The 18,732-nt window shown below is 69.7% G+C and carries 18 protein-coding genes; 3 read left to right on the forward strand and 15 right to left on the reverse strand.

The window, feature by feature from the left end; all coding sequences use genetic code 11:
- The 5 genes from arsJ to KF887_09680 all read right to left on the reverse strand — a co-directional run bounded on the left by arsJ (position 1) and on the right by KF887_09680 (position 6,013).
- Complete coding sequence (gene arsJ, locus KF887_09660) at positions 1-1,317, reverse strand: organoarsenical effux MFS transporter ArsJ (protein ID QYK43328.1); 1,317 nt, start codon at positions 1,315-1,317, stop codon at positions 1-3.
- Positions 1,260-2,264, reverse strand: a complete 1,005-nt coding sequence (locus tag KF887_09665) for an ArsJ-associated glyceraldehyde-3-phosphate dehydrogenase (protein QYK43329.1) — start codon at positions 2,262-2,264, stop codon at positions 1,260-1,262. Before KF887_09665 ends, arsJ begins: the two co-directional genes overlap by 58 nt.
- Positions 2,265-2,280: 16 nt before the next feature.
- Positions 2,281-3,114: a metalloregulator ArsR/SmtB family transcription factor gene (locus KF887_09670; protein ID QYK43330.1), complete on the reverse strand. Its 834-nt coding sequence runs from the start codon at positions 3,112-3,114 to the stop codon at positions 2,281-2,283.
- Positions 3,115-3,222: 108 nt separating this feature from the next.
- The gene (locus tag KF887_09675; protein QYK43331.1) at positions 3,223-4,515 is read right to left on the reverse strand and encodes a citrate synthase; all 1,293 of its coding nucleotides are present in this window, start codon (positions 4,513-4,515) and stop codon (positions 3,223-3,225) included.
- Between the two features lie 82 nt (positions 4,516-4,597).
- Positions 4,598-6,013 carry a glutamate--tRNA ligase gene (locus tag KF887_09680; protein ID QYK43332.1) on the reverse strand — a complete coding sequence of 472 codons (1,416 nt, stop codon included), beginning with the start codon at positions 6,011-6,013 and terminating at the stop codon, positions 4,598-4,600.
- A gap of 100 nt (positions 6,014-6,113) precedes the next feature.
- On the opposite strand from KF887_09680, the gene KF887_09685 reads away from it, so the two are divergent.
- The gene (locus tag KF887_09685) at positions 6,114-8,192 is read left to right on the forward strand and encodes a ComEC family competence protein (protein ID QYK43512.1); all 2,079 of its coding nucleotides are present in this window, start codon (positions 6,114-6,116) and stop codon (positions 8,190-8,192) included.
- Here the strand turns inward: KF887_09685 and lexA are convergent.
- The 7 genes from lexA to KF887_09720 all read right to left on the reverse strand — a co-directional run bounded on the left by lexA (position 8,186) and on the right by KF887_09720 (position 13,814).
- The gene (gene lexA / locus KF887_09690) at positions 8,186-8,902 is read right to left on the reverse strand and encodes a transcriptional repressor LexA (GenBank protein ID QYK43333.1); all 717 of its coding nucleotides are present in this window, start codon (positions 8,900-8,902) and stop codon (positions 8,186-8,188) included. The two genes, KF887_09685 and lexA, sit on opposite strands and share 7 nt — an antisense overlap.
- 81 nt (positions 8,903-8,983) lie before the next feature.
- The gene (locus KF887_09695) at positions 8,984-10,162 is read right to left on the reverse strand and encodes a molybdopterin molybdotransferase MoeA (GenBank protein QYK43334.1); all 1,179 of its coding nucleotides are present in this window, start codon (positions 10,160-10,162) and stop codon (positions 8,984-8,986) included.
- Complete coding sequence (gene moaC / locus KF887_09700) at positions 10,159-10,629, reverse strand: cyclic pyranopterin monophosphate synthase MoaC (GenBank protein QYK43335.1); 471 nt, start codon at positions 10,627-10,629, stop codon at positions 10,159-10,161. Before moaC ends, KF887_09695 begins: the two co-directional genes overlap by 4 nt.
- Positions 10,629-11,441, reverse strand: coding sequence for an indole-3-glycerol phosphate synthase TrpC (gene trpC / locus KF887_09705; GenBank protein QYK43336.1), 813 nt, complete (start codon positions 11,439-11,441; stop codon positions 10,629-10,631). The genes moaC and trpC overlap by 1 nt, the downstream gene beginning before the upstream one ends.
- Positions 11,442-11,495: 54 nt before the next feature.
- On the reverse strand, positions 11,496-12,149 hold the full coding sequence (locus KF887_09710) for a uracil-DNA glycosylase (GenBank protein ID QYK43337.1): 654 nt from the start codon (positions 12,147-12,149) through the stop codon (positions 11,496-11,498).
- A gap of 73 nt (positions 12,150-12,222) precedes the next feature.
- Positions 12,223-13,236 carry an anthranilate phosphoribosyltransferase gene (gene trpD / locus KF887_09715; GenBank protein QYK43338.1) on the reverse strand — a complete coding sequence of 338 codons (1,014 nt, stop codon included), beginning with the start codon at positions 13,234-13,236 and terminating at the stop codon, positions 12,223-12,225.
- Positions 13,233-13,814, reverse strand: coding sequence for an aminodeoxychorismate/anthranilate synthase component II (locus KF887_09720; protein ID QYK43339.1), 582 nt, complete (start codon positions 13,812-13,814; stop codon positions 13,233-13,235). The genes trpD and KF887_09720 overlap by 4 nt, the downstream gene beginning before the upstream one ends.
- Positions 13,815-13,979: 165 nt before the next feature.
- Between KF887_09720 and KF887_09725 the strand changes: the two genes are divergently transcribed.
- Complete coding sequence (locus KF887_09725) at positions 13,980-15,698, forward strand: divergent polysaccharide deacetylase family protein (protein QYK43340.1); 1,719 nt, start codon at positions 13,980-13,982, stop codon at positions 15,696-15,698.
- 1 nt (position 15,699) lies between these two features.
- On the opposite strand, the gene KF887_09730 is transcribed toward KF887_09725, so the two are convergent.
- Both KF887_09730 and KF887_09735 read right to left on the reverse strand, forming a co-directional pair.
- Complete coding sequence (locus tag KF887_09730; protein ID QYK43341.1) at positions 15,700-16,884, reverse strand: aminotransferase; 1,185 nt, start codon at positions 16,882-16,884, stop codon at positions 15,700-15,702.
- 76 nt (positions 16,885-16,960) lie between these two features.
- Complete coding sequence (locus KF887_09735; GenBank protein QYK43342.1) at positions 16,961-17,596, reverse strand: TetR/AcrR family transcriptional regulator; 636 nt, start codon at positions 17,594-17,596, stop codon at positions 16,961-16,963.
- A gap of 52 nt (positions 17,597-17,648) precedes the next feature.
- On the opposite strand from KF887_09735, the gene KF887_09740 reads away from it, so the two are divergent.
- Complete coding sequence (locus KF887_09740; GenBank protein QYK43343.1) at positions 17,649-18,098, forward strand: VOC family protein; 450 nt, start codon at positions 17,649-17,651, stop codon at positions 18,096-18,098.
- Between the two features lie 8 nt (positions 18,099-18,106).
- Here the strand turns inward: KF887_09740 and gpt are convergent, their stop codons facing one another.
- Entirely contained in the window at positions 18,107-18,613 is a 507-nt protein-coding gene (gene gpt, locus KF887_09745) for a xanthine phosphoribosyltransferase (GenBank protein ID QYK43344.1), read from the reverse strand.
- Positions 18,614-18,732: the final 119 nt, after the last annotated feature.

The raw sequence follows: 18,732 nt of genomic DNA on the forward strand, positions 1-18,732 counted from the left end.
TCAGTCGTCGGAAACCGTGGCGGAGGTGCTGCCTGTCGTGGGGGGCAGGCGGCGCGCGGCCAGCCAGGACAGCGCCGCCATCGCGGCCGCCGTCCCAAGGCAGGCGGGCAGGCCGCCGATCTGGTAGCTGACCCCCGACAGAAGCGTGCCCGCCAGACGACCCGCTGCATTGGCCATGTAGTAGAACCCGACGTCCATCGTGACCCGTTCGGTGCTCGTGAACGCCAGGATCAGGTAGGAATGCAGCGCCGAGTTCACGGCAAACACAAAGCCGAACAGCATCAGGCCCGCGATCAGCGTGGCGGTCAGCCAGCCGGTCGGGCCTGCGGCAAGCACCGCGGCCAGCGCCAGGATCGCGGGTATCGCGGCCAGGATGCCCACCCACAGGGCGGCCGCGCGGGCAAGATCCGCCGTGCCCGAAAGGATGCGCGGCGCTGCCGCCTGCACGGCGCCATATGCGATGATCCACGCGGCCATGAAGCCGCCGATCAGGAAGAACGCTGCGCGGCGCCCGTCATCCGTGCCGTCTGACAGGATCGACTGGAAATAGACGGGGATGCCCACGACGAACCACACGTCGCGCGCCCCGAACAGGAACATCCGCGCCAGCGACAGGCGGTTCACACGCGCGTCCGTCGACCAGACCTGGCTGAGCTTTGCCTCCTTGCGGCCTGCGGGCAGGCCGGAGGGCATGAACAGCACCACCCCCAGCAGGATCGTGGCAAGAACGGCGGCCATCGCAAGAACCGCAGGCACGAAGCCGGCCGTTGCCAGCAGGACCGCACCGACGAAGAACCCCGCCCCCTTCACCGCGTTCTTTGATCCCGTCAGGATCGCCACCCAGCGGAAAAGCGCGCCTTCGCCGGGTGCCAGAACCTTGACGGCGGATTTCGAGGACATCTTGGCCAGATCCTTGGCCACCCCCGATGCGCCCTGCACCACCATCACGAAGCCGACCGACGCCGCAACCGACCAGGAGGGATCGAGCTGCGACAGCGCCAGCAGCGCCGCCACCTGCAGGCCCAGCCCGGCGTAAAGCGTGGTTGTCAGGCCGAAGCGCGCGGCGATCCAGCCCGCGCAGAGATTGGTCACGATGCCCGCGATCTCGTAGAGCAGAAATAGCCAGGCCAGTTGCACCGGTGTGAAGCCGAGCGCGTTGAAGTGCAGCAACACCAGCATGCGCAGTGCGCCGTCCGAAAGCATGAAGGCCCAGTAGGCTGCGGTTACTGCCCCATAGGCCGCCAGAGGCCGAGACAGTTTCACAGCGATGCCGCCACCATCCGGGTCACATCCACCAACCGGCAGGCGTAGCCCCATTCATTGTCGTACCAGGCGAATATCTTCACCTGCGTGCCGTTCGTCACCATGGTCGAGGCGGCATCGACAATCGCCGATCGCGGGTCGTTCAGGAAGTCGGACGAGACAAGCGGGCGGTCTTCGTACCCTAGAATCCCCTCCAGCGGCCCCTCGGCTGCCGCCCGCAGCAGGGCGTTGACCTCTGCCTCGGTCGTCGGGCGCCGCACCTCGAACACGCAGTCGGTGAGCGAGGCATTCAGCAGCGGCACCCGCACCGCATGACCGTTCAGGCGGCCCTTCAATTCCGGATAGATCAGCGTGATCGCGGTGGCCGATCCGGTGGTCGTCGGGATCAGGTTGACCAATGCAGAGCGCGCGCGCCGCATGTCCTTGGCCGGACGGTCCACGATGGTCTGGGTATTCGTGACATCGTGGATCGTGGTGATCATGCCGTGTTCGATCCCGAGGGTTTCATGGATGACCTTGACCACCGGCGCGAGGCAGTTCGTGGTGCATGAGGCGGCGGTGACGATGCGGTGCCGTGCGGCGTCGTAGAGGTGGTGGTTGACCCCGTAGACGAGGTTGAGCGCATCGCCGTCCTTGACCGGGGCCGACACCACGGTCTTGCGCACGCCCGCCCCGAAATAGGGTTCGATCCGTGCGCCGGTCTTGAAGACGCCGGTGCAGTCGACCACCAGGTCGATGCCTGCCAGCGGCATCGCCTCGATGGTCCGTTCCGCCGTCAGGCGCATCCGGTGGCCGGCAATCGTCAGGGCCTCGGCATCGTGCCCGATGTCACCCCGCCAGCGGCCATGGATCGAATCGAATTCCATCAGCAGGGCATGCTGTTCAGGCGTGCCGGACGGATCGTTCAGCAGCGCGACATCGTGGTGCAGCCCTTCGTCGACCATGCGGCGAAGCACGAGTTTCCCGATGCGGCCAAGGCCGTTGATGGCAATGCGCGGCATTTCAGGTCCTTTCCGGCTAGGCTTGGCTGCGGCCGATGGCGTCGACACGCTCCTGCAGGGCGAGCTTGGTCAGTTCGGCAACCGGCAACGCGGTGAAGGCGATGATCCGGCGGCGCAATTCGCCATAGACCCTGGCGAAGGCCAGCGCCTTCTCGGCCTCGGTCCCCTCGGCCTTGACCGGATCAGGCATCCCCCAATGGGCGGTGATGGGCTGTCCTGGCCAGGGCGGGCAGGCCTCGTTCGCGGCCGCGTCGCATACCGTGAAGACGAAATCGAGCCGGGGCGCCTCCGCGCCCTGGAACTCGGACACGTTCTTGGCCCGAAGGCTGGATGTGTCGTGCCCGTTCCTTGCCAGCACCTCGAGCGCGAAGGGGTTCAGTTCGGACCGTGGCCGGGTGCCCGCCGAATGTGCCGCAAACCGGCCCTGACCGAGGTCGCGCAGCAATGCTTCGGCAAAGATCGAGCGGGCCGAGTTGCCCGAGCAGATGAAGAGGGCGTGGAACGGTTCGGACATCGCGGTTTTCCCCAACGGTGTGGATGTGAGGCCGGGAAGGCACAGGTCGGCCCGGCCCCGGCAGCAGTCGTCATACAGGAAACCGATCAGCGCACCGGCCATGGCCACTTCGGCATGGTACAGCACCAGACGGCCGCTTCGCTCCGAACCGATCAGCCCCGCGCCTTCAAGCGCCGCCAGATGCGCCGACAGCGTTGACGGCGCGACGCCCAGCACCCCCGCAATCTCGCCCGCCCGCACGGCCTGCGGCGCGCGCCGCATCAGCATGCGCAGGATTTCCAGCCGGTTTTCGTGTCCGAGAACGGCGAAGAGCGCCGCTGCCTGCATCGTTTCCATAATTCACGAAATAACGAAATATCGACAGTCCTGCCAGTGAATGTTTTGCGACACCGGGAACGAAAACGGGGGCCCGAAGGCCCCCGTGCCACTGCGATTTGCCTGGCGTCAGCGCTGCGCGATATCGACGTAGTCGCGCTTGGGGGCGCCGATGTACAACTGCCGGGGCCGACCGATCTTCTGGTTCTTGTCGGCGATCATCTCTTTCCACTGGGCGATCCAGCCGACGGTCCGGCTGACCGCAAAGATCGGCGTGAACATGGAGGTCGGGAAGCCCATCGCCTCGAGGATGATGCCCGAATAGAAGTCGACATTCGGATAGAGCTTCTTCGAGATGAAGTATTCGTCGGAAAGCGCGATCCGCTCCAGTTCCTTGGCGACCTGAAGCAGCGGGTTGTTCTCGACGCCCAGCAGGCCCAGCACTTCGTCCGCCGATTCCTTCATGACCTTGGCGCGCGGGTCGAAGTTCTTGTAGACCCGGTGGCCGAAGCCCATCAGCCGGAAGCCCGAATTCTTGTCCTTCGCCTTGGCGATGTATTCCGGAATGCGGTCGACGGTGCCGATCTCGCGCAGCATTTCCAGACAGGCCTGGTTGGCGCCCCCGTGGGCGGGGCCCCAGAGGCAGGCGATGCCGGCGGCGATGCAGGCAAAGGGGTTGGCCCCCGAAGAACCGGCCAGGCGCACGGTCGAGGTCGAGGCGTTCTGCTCGTGGTCGGCGTGCAATGTCATGATCCGGTCCATGGCCTTGGCCAGGACGGGGCTCACGACATATTCCTCGCAGGGCACGGCAAAGCACATCCGCAGGAAGTTCGAGGCATAGTCGAGGTTGTTCTGCGGATAGACGAAGGGCTGGCCGATCGAATACTTGTAGGCCCAGGCGGCGATCGTCGGCATCTTGGCGATCATCCGGATCGCCGCGACCTCGCGCTGCCAGGGATCGTTGATGTCGGTCGAGTCGTGATAGAAGGCCGACATCGCGCCGACCACGCCCACCATGGTGGCCATCGGATGCGCGTCGCGCCGGAACCCGCGGAAAAAATACTGCATCTGCTCATGCAGCATCGTGTGGCGCGTCACGCGCTTCTCGAAATCCGCCATCTGCGCCGCGCTCGGCAGTTCGCCGTAGAGCAGCAGGAAGCAGGTTTCGAGGAACGACGACTTCTCGGCCAGCTGGTCGATCGGATAGCCGCGATAGAGCAGTTCACCCTTGTCGCCGTCGATGAAGGTGATCGTCGACTCGCAGGACGCGGTCGAGGTGAAGCCCGGATCGTAGGTGAAGACGTCGGCCTGCGCGTAGAGCTTGCCGATGTCCACCACGTCGGGCCCCAGCGAGGGTGATCTCATGGGCAAGTCATAGCTGGTGTCGCCGATGGTCAGCTTTGCGGTCTTGGTCTCGGCCATTGTCCGTCCCCTTCCGGTTTCCGCGCCCGTCCGGCCCCCGTGGTCGGACGACGAATTTCATTCGCGCGGGCGGACGGGCCGGCTATGCCGAGGCCTCGTCCAGCCGCGCCACCGTCTCGTCGCGCCCGATGACCAGCATCATGTCATAGACACTGGGTGTCGCCGTGCGTCCCGCTATCGCCGCCCGAAGGGGCGCCGCCAGTTTTCCGAACGCGAGTCCGTTCCGGGCTGCCGTTTCGGTCAGGATGGTCTCCAGCACTGGTTTCGTCCACTCTGCATTTTGCAGCTGCGGCGTCAAGGATTTCAGTATGCCACGGGATACCGAGTCAAGTGCGGACGCCGCCTGACCGTCGGGCCGAACCGGCCGAGACAGCAGGGCGAAATGCGCCTTATCAAGGAGTTCCGGGAAGGTCTTGGCACGCTCTTTCACCACCGGAAGCGCACGTGACAGGGTGTCGCGTGGCCCGTCGCCCAAGGGGGGCAGCCCGGCTGCGGCCATGTAGGCGACCAGTTCATGCAGCAGCGCAGCATTGTCCATGGCCGCAATGTGCAACCCGCAGATATGTTCGAGCTTGCGAAAGTCCAGCCGTGCCGGGGCGCGGCCGATGCCGGGCAGGTCGAACCATTCCATCGCCTGCGCGTCGGTGAAGAATTCGTCGTCGCCGTGGCTCCATCCGAGGCGCGCCAGATAGTTCCGCATCCCGGCCGCGGGATAGCCCTGCGCCTGATAGTCCCCCACCGCCGTCGCGCCGTGGCGTTTCGACAGTTTCTTGCCGTCCGGCCCGTGGATCAGCGGGATATGCGCCCAGACCGGCACCTCCCACCCCATCGCGTCATAGACCATCTGCTGGCGTGCCGCGTTGTTCAGGTGGTCGTCGCCCCGGATCACATGCGTCACGCCCATGTCGTGGTCGTCCACCACGACGGCCAGCATGTAGGTGGGTGTGCCGTCCGAACGTAACACCACCATGTCGTCCAGCTGATCGTTGCGGAATACCACACGGCCCTGCACGGCATCCATGATCACGGTTTCGCCCGCGCGCGGTGCCTTCATGCGGATCGCAAAGGGCGCGTCGGGCCAGGAGGACGGATCGGCATCGCGCCACGGACTCTGGAACAGGGTCGACCGGCCCTCGGCCCGCGCCGCCTCGCGGAACGCCTCGATCTCGTCCTGCGTCGAAAAGCAGCGATAGGCACGGTCGCGCGCCAGCATCGCATGGGCCACCTCGGCATGGCGATCCTTGCGCAGGAACTGGCTGACCGCCTCGCCGTCCCAGTCGAGGCCCAGCCACGCAAGGCCCTTCAGGATGGCGGCCGTTGCCTCGGGCGTGGACCTTTCGCGGTCGGTGTCCTCGATCCGCAGCAGGAACTTGCCGCCGCGGCCCCGGGCGAACAGCCAGTTGAACAGCGCGGTGCGTCCGCCGCCGATGTGCAGGTCGCCGGTGGGCGAGGGTGCAAAGCGCGTGACCACGGGGCGCGGGGCAGGGGTGTGGGCCATGTCGGGCGCCTTAACCTTTCGGAAACCATGAAGCCCGTAGGCTGCCCGAAGGTGTCTAGGCAAGGACGGGGGCAAGGGCAAGGTGGCGGCCCCGGATGTGATGATCGCGGGTGCGCAGCCGGGGTGGCAGTTCCGGTGGTGGATTGCGGCACCGCTGGCGGCGGCGCGCGGGCGGCTGTTTCCCTTCGTGCCGGTGCTGATCGGCTGCGGTGTCGGCCTCTGGTTCATGCTGCCCGCTGATCCCTCGCCGCGCGCGCTTGCGCTTGCCGGGGCGATCATGCTGGCGGGCGGGGTGATCGGCTGGCGCGGCGGCGACACCGCGGCACCGCTGGCAATTGCCGCGTTCTGTATCGCGGCAGGCTTTCTGGCGGCCGATCTGCGCGCCCGCATGGTCGACGCGCCGCGCCTGTCCTTCCGCTACTACGGCCCGGTCGAGGGCCGCATCGTGACCATCGACCGGTCGCAGGCCGACCGCACCCGCCTCACGCTTGATCGCGTGCGGCTTGCGGATGTGCCGCCCCGCCGCACACCCGCACGGGTGCGCGTGTCGCTGCACGGCGCGGCCGAGGGGCATGGCGATCTCTGGCCCGGCCAGGTGGTGATCCTGACCGCGCATCTTTCGCCGCCGGACGGGCCGGTGGAACCCGGCGGCTTCGATTTTCGCCGGATGGCCTATTTCGATGGGCTGGGGGCCGTGGGATATGCCCGGACGCCGGTTCTGGTCTGGGCCGATCCCGAGCCGGGCGAGGCGCGGGTGAACCGGCTGCGATCGACGATCCGCGCGGGGGTCGAGGCGCGTCTGCCGGGTGATTCGGGGGCATTCGCCGCGGCGCTTGTGACCGGCGACAGGGCAGGGCTGTCGCCCGCCGCGCTGCAGGCGCTGCGCGACTCGAACCTCGCGCATCTCCTGGCGATCTCGGGGCTGCACATGGGGCTGCTGGCGGCCTTCGTCTTTGCGGCCTTTCGCTGGGGCTTTGCGCTGATCCCGCCGCTGGCCCTGCGCATCAATGCCAAGAAGGTCGCGGCGGTCATCGCGCTGCTTGCGGGGGCGTTCTACCTGCTGCTGTCCGGCGGCAACGTGGCGACCGAGCGGGCCTATGTGATGGTGGCCGTGATGCTGGTGGCGGTGCTGTTCGACCGGCGGGCGCTGTCGTTGCGGTCGGTGGCGATTGCGGGCACGATCCTGCTGCTGTTGCAGCCCGAGACGCTGACCGAACCGGGCTTCCAGATGTCCTTTGCCGCCACCGTCGCGCTGATCGCGGGGTTCGGTGCGCTGCGCGGCCGGTTCTCGCAGCGGTCCTTGCCATGGTGGCTGGCGCCGCTGGCGATGACGCTGTTTTCCTCGATGCTTGCCGGTCTTGCCACCGCACCGGTCGCGGCGGCCCATTTCAACCGCATGGCGGACTATGGCCTGCTGGCCAACCTGCTGGCGGTGCCCGTGATGGGCATGCTGGTGATGCCGGCGGCCGTGGTCGCCGGGGTTCTGGCGCCGCTGGGGCTGGAGGGACTGCCACTTGCCGCGATGGATCTGGGCACGCGGTGGATCCTTGCGGTCGCGCATGGCGTGGCGGCGCTCGACGGTGCGGTGACCACGGTGCCCGTGCCACCGGGCTGGGTGCTGCCGGCGATGGCGCTTGGCGCGCTCTGGCTGATCGTCTGGCCGGGGTGGGCGCGGATCGTCGGCCTTGTCCCGGTCGCTGTCGCGGTGGCGGGCTGGGCCCTCGCCGAGCGCCCCGCGCTTCTGATCAGCGCGGACGGCGCCCTGCTGGGCCTGACGGGCGCCGAGGGGCGGGCCCTGTCCGCCGCGAAGGGCGCGGGTTTCGCCGCCCGGCAGTGGCTGGAAAACGACGGCGACCGCGCCACGCAGGCAGCGGCCGCAGCGCGCCCCGGGTTCGACGGCCCCGGCAATGAACGGAGCTTCCTGCTGGGAACCCTGAGGGGCCTGCACCTGACCGGCAAGGACGCGACGGCGCGCCTTGCGTCGGCCTGCGCGCGGGCCGATCTGGTGATCCTGCGCGGCGCGGCGACGGGCACACCGCCTGGCTGCCTGGTGATCGACGACCGGATGCGCGCCGAAACCGGTGCGATCGCGGCATGGGTCGATGGTGGTGGCCTTCACCTTCGGCCGACCGAGGGCGCGCGCCGCCGCTGGTCGCCCGCGCCGCGGCGGGATCAGTAGCTGCGGATCAGCCCGACAAGACGGCCCTGCACCCGCACCTTGTGGTCGGGCAGCACGCGCGTCTCATAGGCCGGGTTCGCCGCCTCGAGCGCGATCATGCCGCCGCGGCGGCGGAACCGCTTCAGTGTTGCCTCCTGATCCTCGATCAGGGCCACCACGATATCGCCGTTCTCGGCCGTGGACTGTTCGCGGATCACCACGATGTCCCCATCGTTGATCCCGGCCTCGATCATGGAGTCGCCCTTGACCTCGAGCGCGTAGTGGTTGCCTCGTCCGGTCAGCATCGAGCCCGGCACGGCCACATGATGCGACACTTCGGCAATCGCCTCGATCGGCACGCCCGCCGCGATCCGGCCCATCACCGGAAGCTCGGTGGCATGCACGGCCTGTACCGGCATGGCGCCGCGCGGGGTCTGCGGACGGTCGCCGTCGATCACCCGGGGGGTGAAGGCGGGGGCAGGGAAGGCCTTCGGCTGGAAACCGGGCCGTTCCATCGCCTCGGGCAGCTTCACGATCTCCAGTGCCCGCGCACGATGTGCAAGGCGCCGGATGAACCCGCGTTCCTCAAGCGCCGTGATCAGCCGGTGAATTCCCGATTTCGACCGCAGGTCGAGCGCATCCTTCATCTCGTCAAACGAGGGGGGCACGCCTTCGGCAGTCATCCGCTGGCGGATGAAATCCAGCAGTTCCAGTTGCTTGCGGGTCAGCATCGGCAGGGGTCCCCATGCATTGCAGAAAAGGGTTCGCCTGATGTTCTGCCCGTGTTCGCTCTTTGTGTCAAGTCTGCCGTGTCAGATCGGCAGGAATGTCACGGTTTCGCCGGCCAGGCGCGGCCCGTCGCCCGCCGGCCGGATCAACAGGGCATCGGCGCCTGCGAGCACCGACAGCAATGCCGAATCCTGCCGGGCATCGGGTGCGATGCCGGGCAGCCCGTCGCCAGGTTCGATCCGCGCCCGCATGTAATGCGTGCGCGGTCCGGTCGGGCCCACATCGGTCAGCAGCCGCGCCGCCTGCGGTCGCGGCAGGGGTGCGGGGTCGCCCTGCATCGACCGGATCAGCGGCAGCAGGAACAGCAGGCCGCAGACGATGGCGGACACCGGATTGCCGGGCAGGCCGAGCATCGCCGCGCCGCCCATGCGGCCGGCCATCAGGGGTTTGCCCGGCCGCATCGCCACCTTGTGAAACGACACCTCCATGCCCGCCGACTGTGCGACGCCCGCCACAAGATCGTGGTCACCGACCGAGGCGCCGCCGGTCGTCACGACCAGGTCGGCGCCCGCCGCCAGATCGAACACCGCCGCCAGCAGCGCCGGATCGTCGCGCGCCACCGGCAGCATCCGCACCACAGCGCCTTCAGCCTCGGCCATCGCCTTGAGGGCGAACGTGTTCGATGCAACGATCTGGTCGTCATGCGGCACCTCGCCCGGCATGACAAGCTCGTCTCCCGTGGCGATCAGCGCGACCACCGGGCGGCGCGCCACCGGCACCTCGGCCAGGTTCATCGCCGCCAGCAACCCGAGGTCGAGCGGTCGCAGACGCCGCGGTTCCACGGTGAATCCCTCGGTGAAATCCTGCCCGCGGGCGCGGATGTGGCGTGCGCCGTCGTGGTTCGCGCGGGCCGTGACGGTGTCGCCCGCAACCTCGGCATCCTCCTGGATCAGCACGGCCGTCGTCCCCTCGGGCACCGGGGATCCGGTGAACAGCCGGATCGCCTGTCCGGGCGCCAGCCGCCCGTCCCAGCGGCGCCCTGCGGCCGCGCGGCCGACGACGCGGAACGTGGCACCGGGCGCGACCGGGCCCGAAACCGCATAGCCATCCATCGCCGATGCGGCAAACGGCGGCTGGTCGCGCGTCGCGCTGACCGGGGCGGCAAGCCATCGCCCCGCGGCGCGTGCCAGCGGAATCCGTTCGATTTCCGTGCGCCGCGACAGTGCCAGAACCCGCGCCTGCGCCTCGTCCACCGGGATCATGGCGCCTCGAACCGGCCAGACTTGCCGCCGTCCTTCAGGACCAGCCGTATGCCCTCGATCACCATGCCCTTTTCCACGGCCTTGACCATGTCGTAGACGGTCAGGCAGGCCACCGACACGGCGGTCAGCGCCTCCATTTCCACGCCGGTCTGGCCACCGGTCCTGACCGTCGCCTCGACCTGCACGCCGGGCAGCGACGGGTCGGGAGAGAGGTCAAGCGCGACCTTCGTGATCGGCAGCGGATGGCACAGCGGGATGAGATCGGCGGTGCGCTTGGCCGCCATGATCCCGGCAAGCCGGGCCACCGCCAGCACGTCGCCCTTCTGCGCGCGCCCCTCGGTGATCAGCGCCAGCGTCTCGGCCGACATCCGCACCGCGCCCCGCGCAACGGCCAGCCGCGCGGTGACGGGCTTGTCCGACACATCGACCATCTGGGCGCGGCCCTGCGCGTCGAAATGCGTCAGCATCACGCGCCCCCTTCGGCCGTCAGGGGCCGCGCCAGGATCGCGCGGGTCGCGGCCTCGACATCCGGCTGACGCATCAGCGCCTCGCCGATCAGGAAGCAGCGCGCGCCGTACTGGGCAAGATCGGCAAGGTCCGCGGGCGAGAACAGGCCCGATTCTGCCACGATCAACCGATCCTCGGGCACCAGCCGCGCAAGCGTGCGGGTGGTTGCCAGATCCACATCGAAGCTGTGCAGGTTGCGGTTGTTGATGCCGATCATGCCCGACGACAGCAGTTGCGCCCGGTCGAGTTCGGCGCGGTCATGCACCTCGACCAGCACGTCCATCCCCAGGGCCTGCGCCGCCGACTCAAGCTCGGCCGCCTGGCCGTCGGAGACCGAGGCCATGATGATCAGGATGCAGTCGGCATGCAGCGCGCGGGCCTCGGTGACCTGCCAGGGATCGTAAAGGAAATCCTTGCGCAGGCAGGGCAGTTTCGTGGCCCGATGCGCCTCGGTCAGGAAGCTGTCGTCGCCCTGGAAGCTCGGTCCGTCGGTCAGCACCGACAGGCAGGTCGCCCCCCCGGCCTCATAGGCCCGGGCCAGTGCGGGCGGGTCGAAATCGGCGCGGATCAGCCCCTTCGACGGGCTGGCCTTCTTGATTTCCGCAATCAGGCCATAGCCCTGCGCGGCCGCCCGGCGCAGCGCGGCCTCGAATCCACGGGGCGCGGGGGCGTTGGCTGCGGCCTCCTCCAGTTCGGCAAGCGGGCGCGCCGCCTTGCGCGCGGCCACTTCCTCCAGCTTGTAGGTCCTGATGCGGTCGAGGATGGTGGTCATGCGCGGCCCTCCTGCTGCCCTTGCTAGCGCGGGGGGCGCCGGGATGAAAGGGTGTCAGGCGGACCAGTCCACCGGAACCTCGCCCCTGTCGGCCAGCCAGCGGTTCACCCGGCTGAACGGGCGGTGCCCGAAGAACCCGCGATGCGCCGACAGCGGCGAGGGATGGGGCGCCGTGATCACCAGGTGGCGCGCAGGGTCTGCCAACGCACGGGCCGACCTCTGTGCGGGTCCGCCCCAGAGCATGAATGCCAGCGGCCGCCGCTCTGCCACATGCGCCAGAACCTGGGGTATCAGGCCATTCCATCCCCACCCGGCATGACCCCCCGCCCGGCCGATCGGCACCGTCAGCGCGGTGTTGAGCAGAAGCACCCCCTGCGACGCCCAGCCCGCAAGGTCGCCATCGCGCCGCGCAATGCCCAGATCCCCCCGCAGTTCCGCCAGGATGTTCGCCAGCGAATGCCGGGGCGGGGCGCCGGGCGGAAAGCCGAAGGCCAGGCCGGTGGCCCGGCCGGGCGTGTGATAGGGGTCCTGCCCCAGGATCACCGCGCGCACCCGGTCCGGTGGTGTCAGCGCAAGGGCGCGGAAGATCGCATCGGGCGCAGGGGTCCAAGGGGCGGGCGCCGTCGCAAGGCGCTGCCAAAGCGCGGGCCAGGCGTCTTGGAAGAACGGAAGGTCGGCCCAGGCGCCGGGCGGGTCCGGGCGCGTCATGCCCGGGGCCCGGCCGTTTCGCCGCGATGCCCCATGCCGGACCGCGCCGCCGCGGAACCGTCGCGCCCGGCCGTCATCCGCCCTGCGTGATCCGCGCGAGTGCCGCGAGCCGCGCCTTGGCCGCGCCGGAGTCGATCGATTCCGCAGCCCGCGCGACGCCCTCGGGCAGGTCGCCCGCCACGCCCGCCACCACCAGCGCCGCCGCCGCGTTCAGCAGCACCGCATCGCGGTAGGCGCCCGCCGCGCCGTCAAGCAGGGCGCGCAGGGCGCGGGCGTTGTCGGCGGGCGTCCCGCCAAGGATCGCGTCGAACGGATGGACGGGCAGGCCCGCCGCCTCGGGATGCAGCGTGAAATCGCGCAGCCTGCCACCTTCCAACGCCGCAACCCAGGTTTCCCCCGCGATCGAGATCTCGTCGGTCCCGTCCGCGCCATGGACGATCCAGGCCGCCTCCGACCCCAGCGCCATCAGCACCTCGGCCATCGGCCGGATCAGTGCGCGGGCATAGGCGCCCGACAACTGCCGCTTCACCCCGGCAGGATTCGTCAGCGGGCCCAGAACGTTGAACAGCGTCCGCGTGCCAAGTTCCATCCGCACCGGCGCGACATGCCGCGTGGCGGGATGGTGCATCGGGGCCATCATGAACCCGATCCCCGCCTCGGCGATGCAGCGTTCCACCACATCCGGCCCGACCATCACGTTCAGGCCCAGCTCGGTCAGCGCATCGGCCGCACCCGACTTTGACGACAGGTTGCGGTTGCCATGCTTGGCGATTGTCACGCCAGCCCCTGCGACGACCAGCGCCGCCGCGGTGGAAATGTTCAGGGTGCCCTTGCCGTCACCGCCGGTGCCGACGATGTCCATGGCGCCCGGGGGCGCGGCCACCGCCACGCATTTCGCCCGCATCACCGAGGCCGCCGCGGCGATCTCGTCGACCGTCTCGCCGCGCGTGCGCAGCGCCATCAGGAACCCGCCCATCTGCGCGGGCGTCGCCTCGCCCGCGAAAAGTGCGCCAAAGGCCGTCTCGGCCTCGGACCGGCTCAGCGCGCGGTCGGCCGCGAGCCCGATCAGCGGCTTCAGTCCGCTCATGCCGGAACCCGCGCCAGGTCGAGGAAGTTGCGCAGCAGCGCGTGGCCATGTTCCGAGGCAATCGATTCGGGGTGGAACTGCACCCCCTCGACCGGCCGGTCGCGGTGGCGCAGGCCCATGATCGTGCCGTCCTCAAGCCAGGCGGTGACCTCAAGGCAGGCAGGCAGGCTGTCGCGCTCCACCACCAGCGAATGATAGCGCGTGGCAAGGAAGGGCGATGGCAGGCCAGCAAAGACGCCCTGGCCGCCGTGATGCATCCTGCCCATCTTGCCATGCACGATCTCGTGGCAGCGCACCACCCGGCCTCCGAACGCCTGTCCGATCGTCTGATGCCCGAGACAGACACCCAGAAGGGGGATGCGCGCCTCGGCCGCGGCGGCGGTCAGGGGCAGGCAGATGCCCGCCTGATCGGGGTCGCAGGGGCCGGGCGACAGCACGATGGCCGAAGGGCGCATGCCCATCGCCGCCTGCACGTCGACCGCATCGTTGCGCACAACCCGCACATCGGCGCCCAGTTCGCCCAGATAATGCACGAGGTTCCAGGTGAAACTGTCGTAGTTGTCGATCAGAAGCAACATCTTGCGGCGTCCTGCCCGGGTTGGCACAAGAGGGGGTGAATGCCGCCCCCATCCGGGCTATAGATGGTCAGACCGGCGCCGATAGGTCAAGGCCGGGCCGGCGGCGTGGCATTGTGCGATGTGACAGCGGGGGTCGGACAGGTGAGACGCGGGCTGATTTCTGGTTTGGCCTGGGGCACCCTGGCAGCGGGGCTGGGGCTGTCGGTCGTGTCCGTCATGGCCCCGCCGCCCCAGCCCTTTGTCCCGCAGGACGCTCCCGGACCAGTCGCGCAGGCGCCCGCCACGGCCCCCGCGGCAGAGGTCTCGACGCCCGCAGCCGCCGAGCCGCCCGCCGCCACCGTCGCGGCCCAGCCGGATGCCGTTGTCCCGCAGGGCGCGGCACCGGTCGAGCCGCCCGCATCCGCGCCACAGGCGCCGCCGCCGCCGGTCGTCGTCGCCGTCGATCCGCCACCGTCCGCCCCTGTTGCGCCGGTCGTGTCCGCCCCCCCCGAACCGCCCGCCATCGCGGCGGCGCCTGCCGATCAGGCTGCGGTACCTGCGGCGGCGCAGGATGCGGCTTCCGTGCCAGTGCCTTCGACGGAAACGGAAATCCCGGATCAGCCGCCGCCTGTCGCGGTGACCGAGGCGCCCGGCATCCCCGCCGTGCCCGTCGCGGGCGACGCGCCGCCGGACCTCGCCGCGCTGCCCGGGGTGCAGCCGCCTGTCGCACCGCAGGCCGCACCGCCCGCACCCGGTCTTGCCGTCCCGTCCCCCGCCGCACCCGGACCCGTCGCGCCGCCAGCGGGATCGGGCCCGGGAATCGTTGCCTCGGTCCCGCCGCTGGCACGTGCGGCCAGCCCGACGGGGGCGCCGCCGGTCAGCCCGGAACCCGACAGCGTTGTTGCGCGCGCCGAGCGTGCGGGCGGCCTCGACGATGTCGCGTCCGACGCCGCGCCACCCGGCCCGGTGCCGGCCGTGCCGCCACCCCCGGTTGCCGCCGTGCCCGCGCCCGAACCTCAGCCGGCGCCGCCCGTGCTGGCCGAGGCAACGCCTGCGGCACCGCCGCCGCCGCCCGCCGAACCCGCGCCGCCGCCCGCCGTGATGAACCGCCCCGACCCCCTGCGCCCCGCGCCCGGCCTGACCCGGGCCGAGGGGGTGACGACCGGACGGCTGCCGCGCATCGGCGCCGCGCCCGAGGTGCCCGCCGAAGCGGACGCCGCCACGGGTTCAGATGCCGCTCCGCGCCTGCGCTATGCCCGGGCCTTTGACAATCCGGCCGCGAAACCGGCCTTTGCCATCGTCCTGATCGACACCGGCGAGCCCGACCTTGACCGCACGGCACTGGCCGCCCTGCCGTTTCCGGTGACCTTCGCGCTTGATCCGCTGCGCCCCGGCGCGGAACTGGCGGCGACGATCTATCGCGAGGCGGGGCAAGAGGTTGTGATGCTGGTCTCCGGGCTTCCGCAGGGCGCGACGGCCACGGACGTGGAGGTGAACCTTGCGGTTCTCGAAGCGGCCATGCCCGAGGCGGTGGCCGTGATGGACGCCGAGTCGGGCGGTTTCCAGGACAACCGGGTGCTGGCGGGGCAGGTGGTTCCGGTGGTCAAGGGGCAGGGGCGGGGCCTGCTGTCCTGGGACCGCGGGCTGAACGCCGCGGCACAGGTGGCGCGGCGCGAGGGGCTGGAGGCGGCGACCGTGCTGCGGCGGATCGATGCCGAGGGCGAGACGGCGCCGACGATGCGGCGCTATCTGGACCGGGCGGCGTTCAAGGCGGCGCAGGATGGGCGGGTCGTCGTGGCGGGCACGACGCGGCCCGAGACGGTGGCCGCGATCCTGGAATGGACGGTCGAGGGGCGCGCGTCCAGTGTGGCGCTGGCGCCGCTGACGGCGGTGATGCTGCCTTAACTCAGGGTTGGAAGTTCTTGAGACGACGGAACAATTCCTGAATGCCGCCGACATCGGCATTGGCAAAGGCGATGCGCAGTTCACGGGTGCCCTGCGGGTTGGTGTCGGGCTGGAACATGGTGCCGGGCAGCATCAGCACGCCCGCCTCGGCGACCAGACGCTTGCACAGGGTTATGCTGTCCAGCGCGAAGGGATGTTCGGCATAGCCGAAATAGGCCCCGCAGCCATGCAGGCGCCAGCCTGCCATGTCATTGAATCCACTGACCATTTCCGCGCGCCGTGCAAGGATTTCGCGGCGTTCCCCGGCGACCCAGTCGCCAAGGTTGCGCATCCCCCAGAGCGCCGCGATCTGGCCAAGCTGGCTTGGGCAGATGGCGACGGTGTCGAGGAACTTCTCGACCTCGGCCAGCCGGGCCTCGGCGGCGACGATGGCGCCGACGCGGTGGCCGGTCAGTCGGTAAGCCTTTGAAAAGCTGTAGAGATGGATGAAGGTGTCCGGCCAGTCCGGGTCCGTGAACAGGTCATGAGGGCGACCGTCGCGGCTGTCGAAGTCGCGATAGGTCTCGTCGAGGATCAGCGCCAGACCGCGCGACCGCGCCAGATCGCGGAACGCGGCGACGAGCGCGGCCGGATATTCGGCGCCACCCGGATTGTTGGGCGAAACCAATACGATAGCGCGCGTGCTTGAGGTGATGAGTTCGGCCGCCCGCGCCGGATCGGGCAACAGCCCGTCGCCGGTGGGCAGCGGCACGGTCGCGATGTCGGCCATGTCGAGCCACATCTTGTGGTTGAAATACCACGGCGTCGGCAGGATCACCTGATCCCCGGCGCCCGCCAGCGTCGACATGACGGCGGTGAAGGCCTGGTTGCAGCCCTGCGTGATCGCCACCTGGCCCGCTGCAATGGTTCCGCCATAAGCCTTTGACCAATCTTGCGAAATCTGCTCGCGCAGCGCGGGCAGGCCAAGCACCGGGCCGTAAAGATGGGCGGCCGGGTCGTTCAGCGCGGCCTCGGCGATGGCCTGGCGCAGGGCCAGCGGGGGCGGGGCGACGGGTGCGGCCTGGCTGACGTTGATCAGCGGGCGGTCGGGGGGAAAGGTCACACCCTGAAGCCAGCGCCTCGCCTCCATCACCGGGGGGGCCTCGGTCGCGGCCATGGCCGGGTTCAGGGGGTGAAGGCTGTTCATCGCGTCGGTTTCCCGTCCGGTTTCCGTCGGTTCTGCGTATGGCATCCGTACCGACATCTGTCGGTACAGCGCGACGCTAGCAGGCCGCATCCGGGGCCGGAAGGGGCGGCAGCGCGGCGAGCGCCAGATCGACGATCCTTGGCGCAAGATCGGCGGACAGCGGCTGGTGCCCGACCAGCAGGCGATAGAACACCGGGCCGAAGATCATGTCGAGCAGCACCTCGACCCCGGGCGGTTCCGCGATCTCGCCCCGCGCGGCGGCGGCGGCGATCAGGCGGCGTCCGGCCTCGCGGCTGGTCAGGATGACGCGGTTGCGAAAGGCGCGGGTGAATTCGCTGTCGGGATCGGCGGTGGCCAGCATCAGGGCGACCTGCCGACCGCGCGGCGTGGCAAACGCGGCGACCAGATTCGCCAGAAGCGCGGTCAGCGCGGGGCCAAGCGGCCCCTCGGCCGGCGCGTCGGCGGACGCGTCGGCGGGGGGGGCAGGGCGGGCCACGAGGGCCGCCATGGCGAGGTCATGGGCATTGGCGAAATGGCGATAGATCGTCGGCTTGCCTGTGCCGGACCGCGCCGCCACCGCCTCGACCGTCAGGCGGGCCAGTCCCTCGGCCATCAGGATGTCGTGGGCGGCGCGCAGGATGCGGGCGCGGGCCTCGGCGCTGGGGGGGCGGCCACGCGGGCGGCCATGGGGAGGATCGGTGTCTTGACTCATTTCATTACGAAACGTAACGTAAATAAATCGAAGCTGCAACAGGGAGACGCCGATGCCCGCCACGGTTCCGCTGCTGGTGCCCTATCTGGTCGTGCGTGACGGCCGGGGCGCGATGGCCTTCTACACCGCCGCCTTCGGGGCGGTGGAGGATTTCCGCATGACCGACCCGGGCGACGGGCGCATCGGCCATGCCGAGATGACGATCGGGGAGTCGCGGCTGATGCTGGCGGACGAATACCCCGATTTCGGCGCGGTCAGCCCGGACACGATCGGCGGCACGCCCGTCACGCTTCATCTGGCGGTGGCGGATTGCGACGCGGTGGCGGCGCGGGCCGTGGCGGCGGGTGCGGTGCTGCTGCGGGCACCTGCCGACCAGAGCTTTGGCGAGCGGACGGCGACGCTGGCCGATCCCTACGGGCACCGCTGGATGCTGGCCCAGGCCATCGAGACGGTGACCCCCGCCGAGATGCAGCGCCGCTGGGAGGCGGCCACGGGGATCTGAGGCCGGGATCAGTCCGAGCCGCGCAGCGGCTGGACGTATTGCAGCGCCATGTCCCAGGGAAAGAAGATCCAGGTGTCCTGGCTGACCTCGGTGATGTAGGTGTCGACCTGGGCGCGGCCCGCAGGCTTGGCGTAGACCGTGGCGAAATGCGCCCGGGGGTAGAGGCGGCGCACCAGTTCCAGCGTCTTGCCGGTGTCCACCAGGTCATCGACCACCAGGATGCCCGCGCCATCGCCCATCAGGTCGCCCTGCGGTGCCTTGGTGACGCGCGGTTCGAGCTGCGACTGGTGGTTGTAGCTTTTCACGCTGATCGTATCGACCACGCGGATGTCGAGTTCGCGGCTGACGATCATCGCGGGGACGAGGCCGCCGCGGGTGATGCCGACCACCGCCTTCCAGGCACCCTCTTCCCCCGGGCCGCGGCCCTGCAGGCGCCAAGCCAGCGCGCGGGCATCGCGATGGATCTGGTCCCAGCTGACGTGGAAGCCGCGTTCGTGGGGCAGGCGGTCGTTCATGGCGGGCTCCGGGTGTGGCGGCGGGTCCGCGGGGCGCTGCCCGCGGACCCGGGGACATGTCAGGACGGCAGGGGCAGGCAGGCGGCGCGGCGGCGCGCGACGGCGGGGCGGGGTGCCCG

Source organism: Paracoccaceae bacterium, from assembly GCA_019454225.1.
Classification (GTDB): domain Bacteria; phylum Pseudomonadota; class Alphaproteobacteria; order Rhodobacterales; family Rhodobacteraceae.

Coding starts and splice junctions, on each gene's coding strand:
- KF887_09680 (QYK43332.1), bottom strand. CDS start 6,013: ATGGCCCACACCCCTGCCCCGCGCCCCGTGGTCACGCGCTTTGCACCC.
- KF887_09685 (QYK43512.1), top strand. CDS start 6,114: ATGATCGCGGGTGCGCAGCCGGGGTGGCAGTTCCGGTGGTGGATTGCG.
- KF887_09720 (QYK43339.1), bottom strand. CDS start 13,814: ATGTTGCTTCTGATCGACAACTACGACAGTTTCACCTGGAACCTCGTG.
- KF887_09670 (QYK43330.1), bottom strand. CDS start 3,114: ATGGAAACGATGCAGGCAGCGGCGCTCTTCGCCGTTCTCGGACACGAA.
- KF887_09675 (QYK43331.1), bottom strand. CDS start 4,515: ATGGCCGAGACCAAGACCGCAAAGCTGACCATCGGCGACACCAGCTAT.
- KF887_09740 (QYK43343.1), top strand. CDS start 17,649: ATGCCCGCCACGGTTCCGCTGCTGGTGCCCTATCTGGTCGTGCGTGAC.
- moaC (QYK43335.1), bottom strand. CDS start 10,629: ATGCTGACGCATTTCGACGCGCAGGGCCGCGCCCAGATGGTCGATGTG.
- trpD (QYK43338.1), bottom strand. CDS start 13,236: ATGAGCGGACTGAAGCCGCTGATCGGGCTCGCGGCCGACCGCGCGCTG.
- lexA (QYK43333.1), bottom strand. CDS start 8,902: ATGCTGACCCGCAAGCAACTGGAACTGCTGGATTTCATCCGCCAGCGG.
- KF887_09730 (QYK43341.1), bottom strand. CDS start 16,884: ATGAACAGCCTTCACCCCCTGAACCCGGCCATGGCCGCGACCGAGGCC.
- gpt (QYK43344.1), bottom strand. CDS start 18,613: ATGAACGACCGCCTGCCCCACGAACGCGGCTTCCACGTCAGCTGGGAC.
- trpC (QYK43336.1), bottom strand. CDS start 11,441: ATGACCACCATCCTCGACCGCATCAGGACCTACAAGCTGGAGGAAGTG.
- KF887_09695 (QYK43334.1), bottom strand. CDS start 10,162: ATGATCCCGGTGGACGAGGCGCAGGCGCGGGTTCTGGCACTGTCGCGG.
- KF887_09735 (QYK43342.1), bottom strand. CDS start 17,596: ATGAGTCAAGACACCGATCCTCCCCATGGCCGCCCGCGTGGCCGCCCC.
- KF887_09665 (QYK43329.1), bottom strand. CDS start 2,264: ATGCCGCGCATTGCCATCAACGGCCTTGGCCGCATCGGGAAACTCGTG.
- KF887_09710 (QYK43337.1), bottom strand. CDS start 12,149: ATGACGCGCCCGGACCCGCCCGGCGCCTGGGCCGACCTTCCGTTCTTC.
- arsJ (QYK43328.1), bottom strand. CDS start 1,317: ATGGGGCTACGCCTGCCGGTTGGTGGATGTGACCCGGATGGTGGCGGC.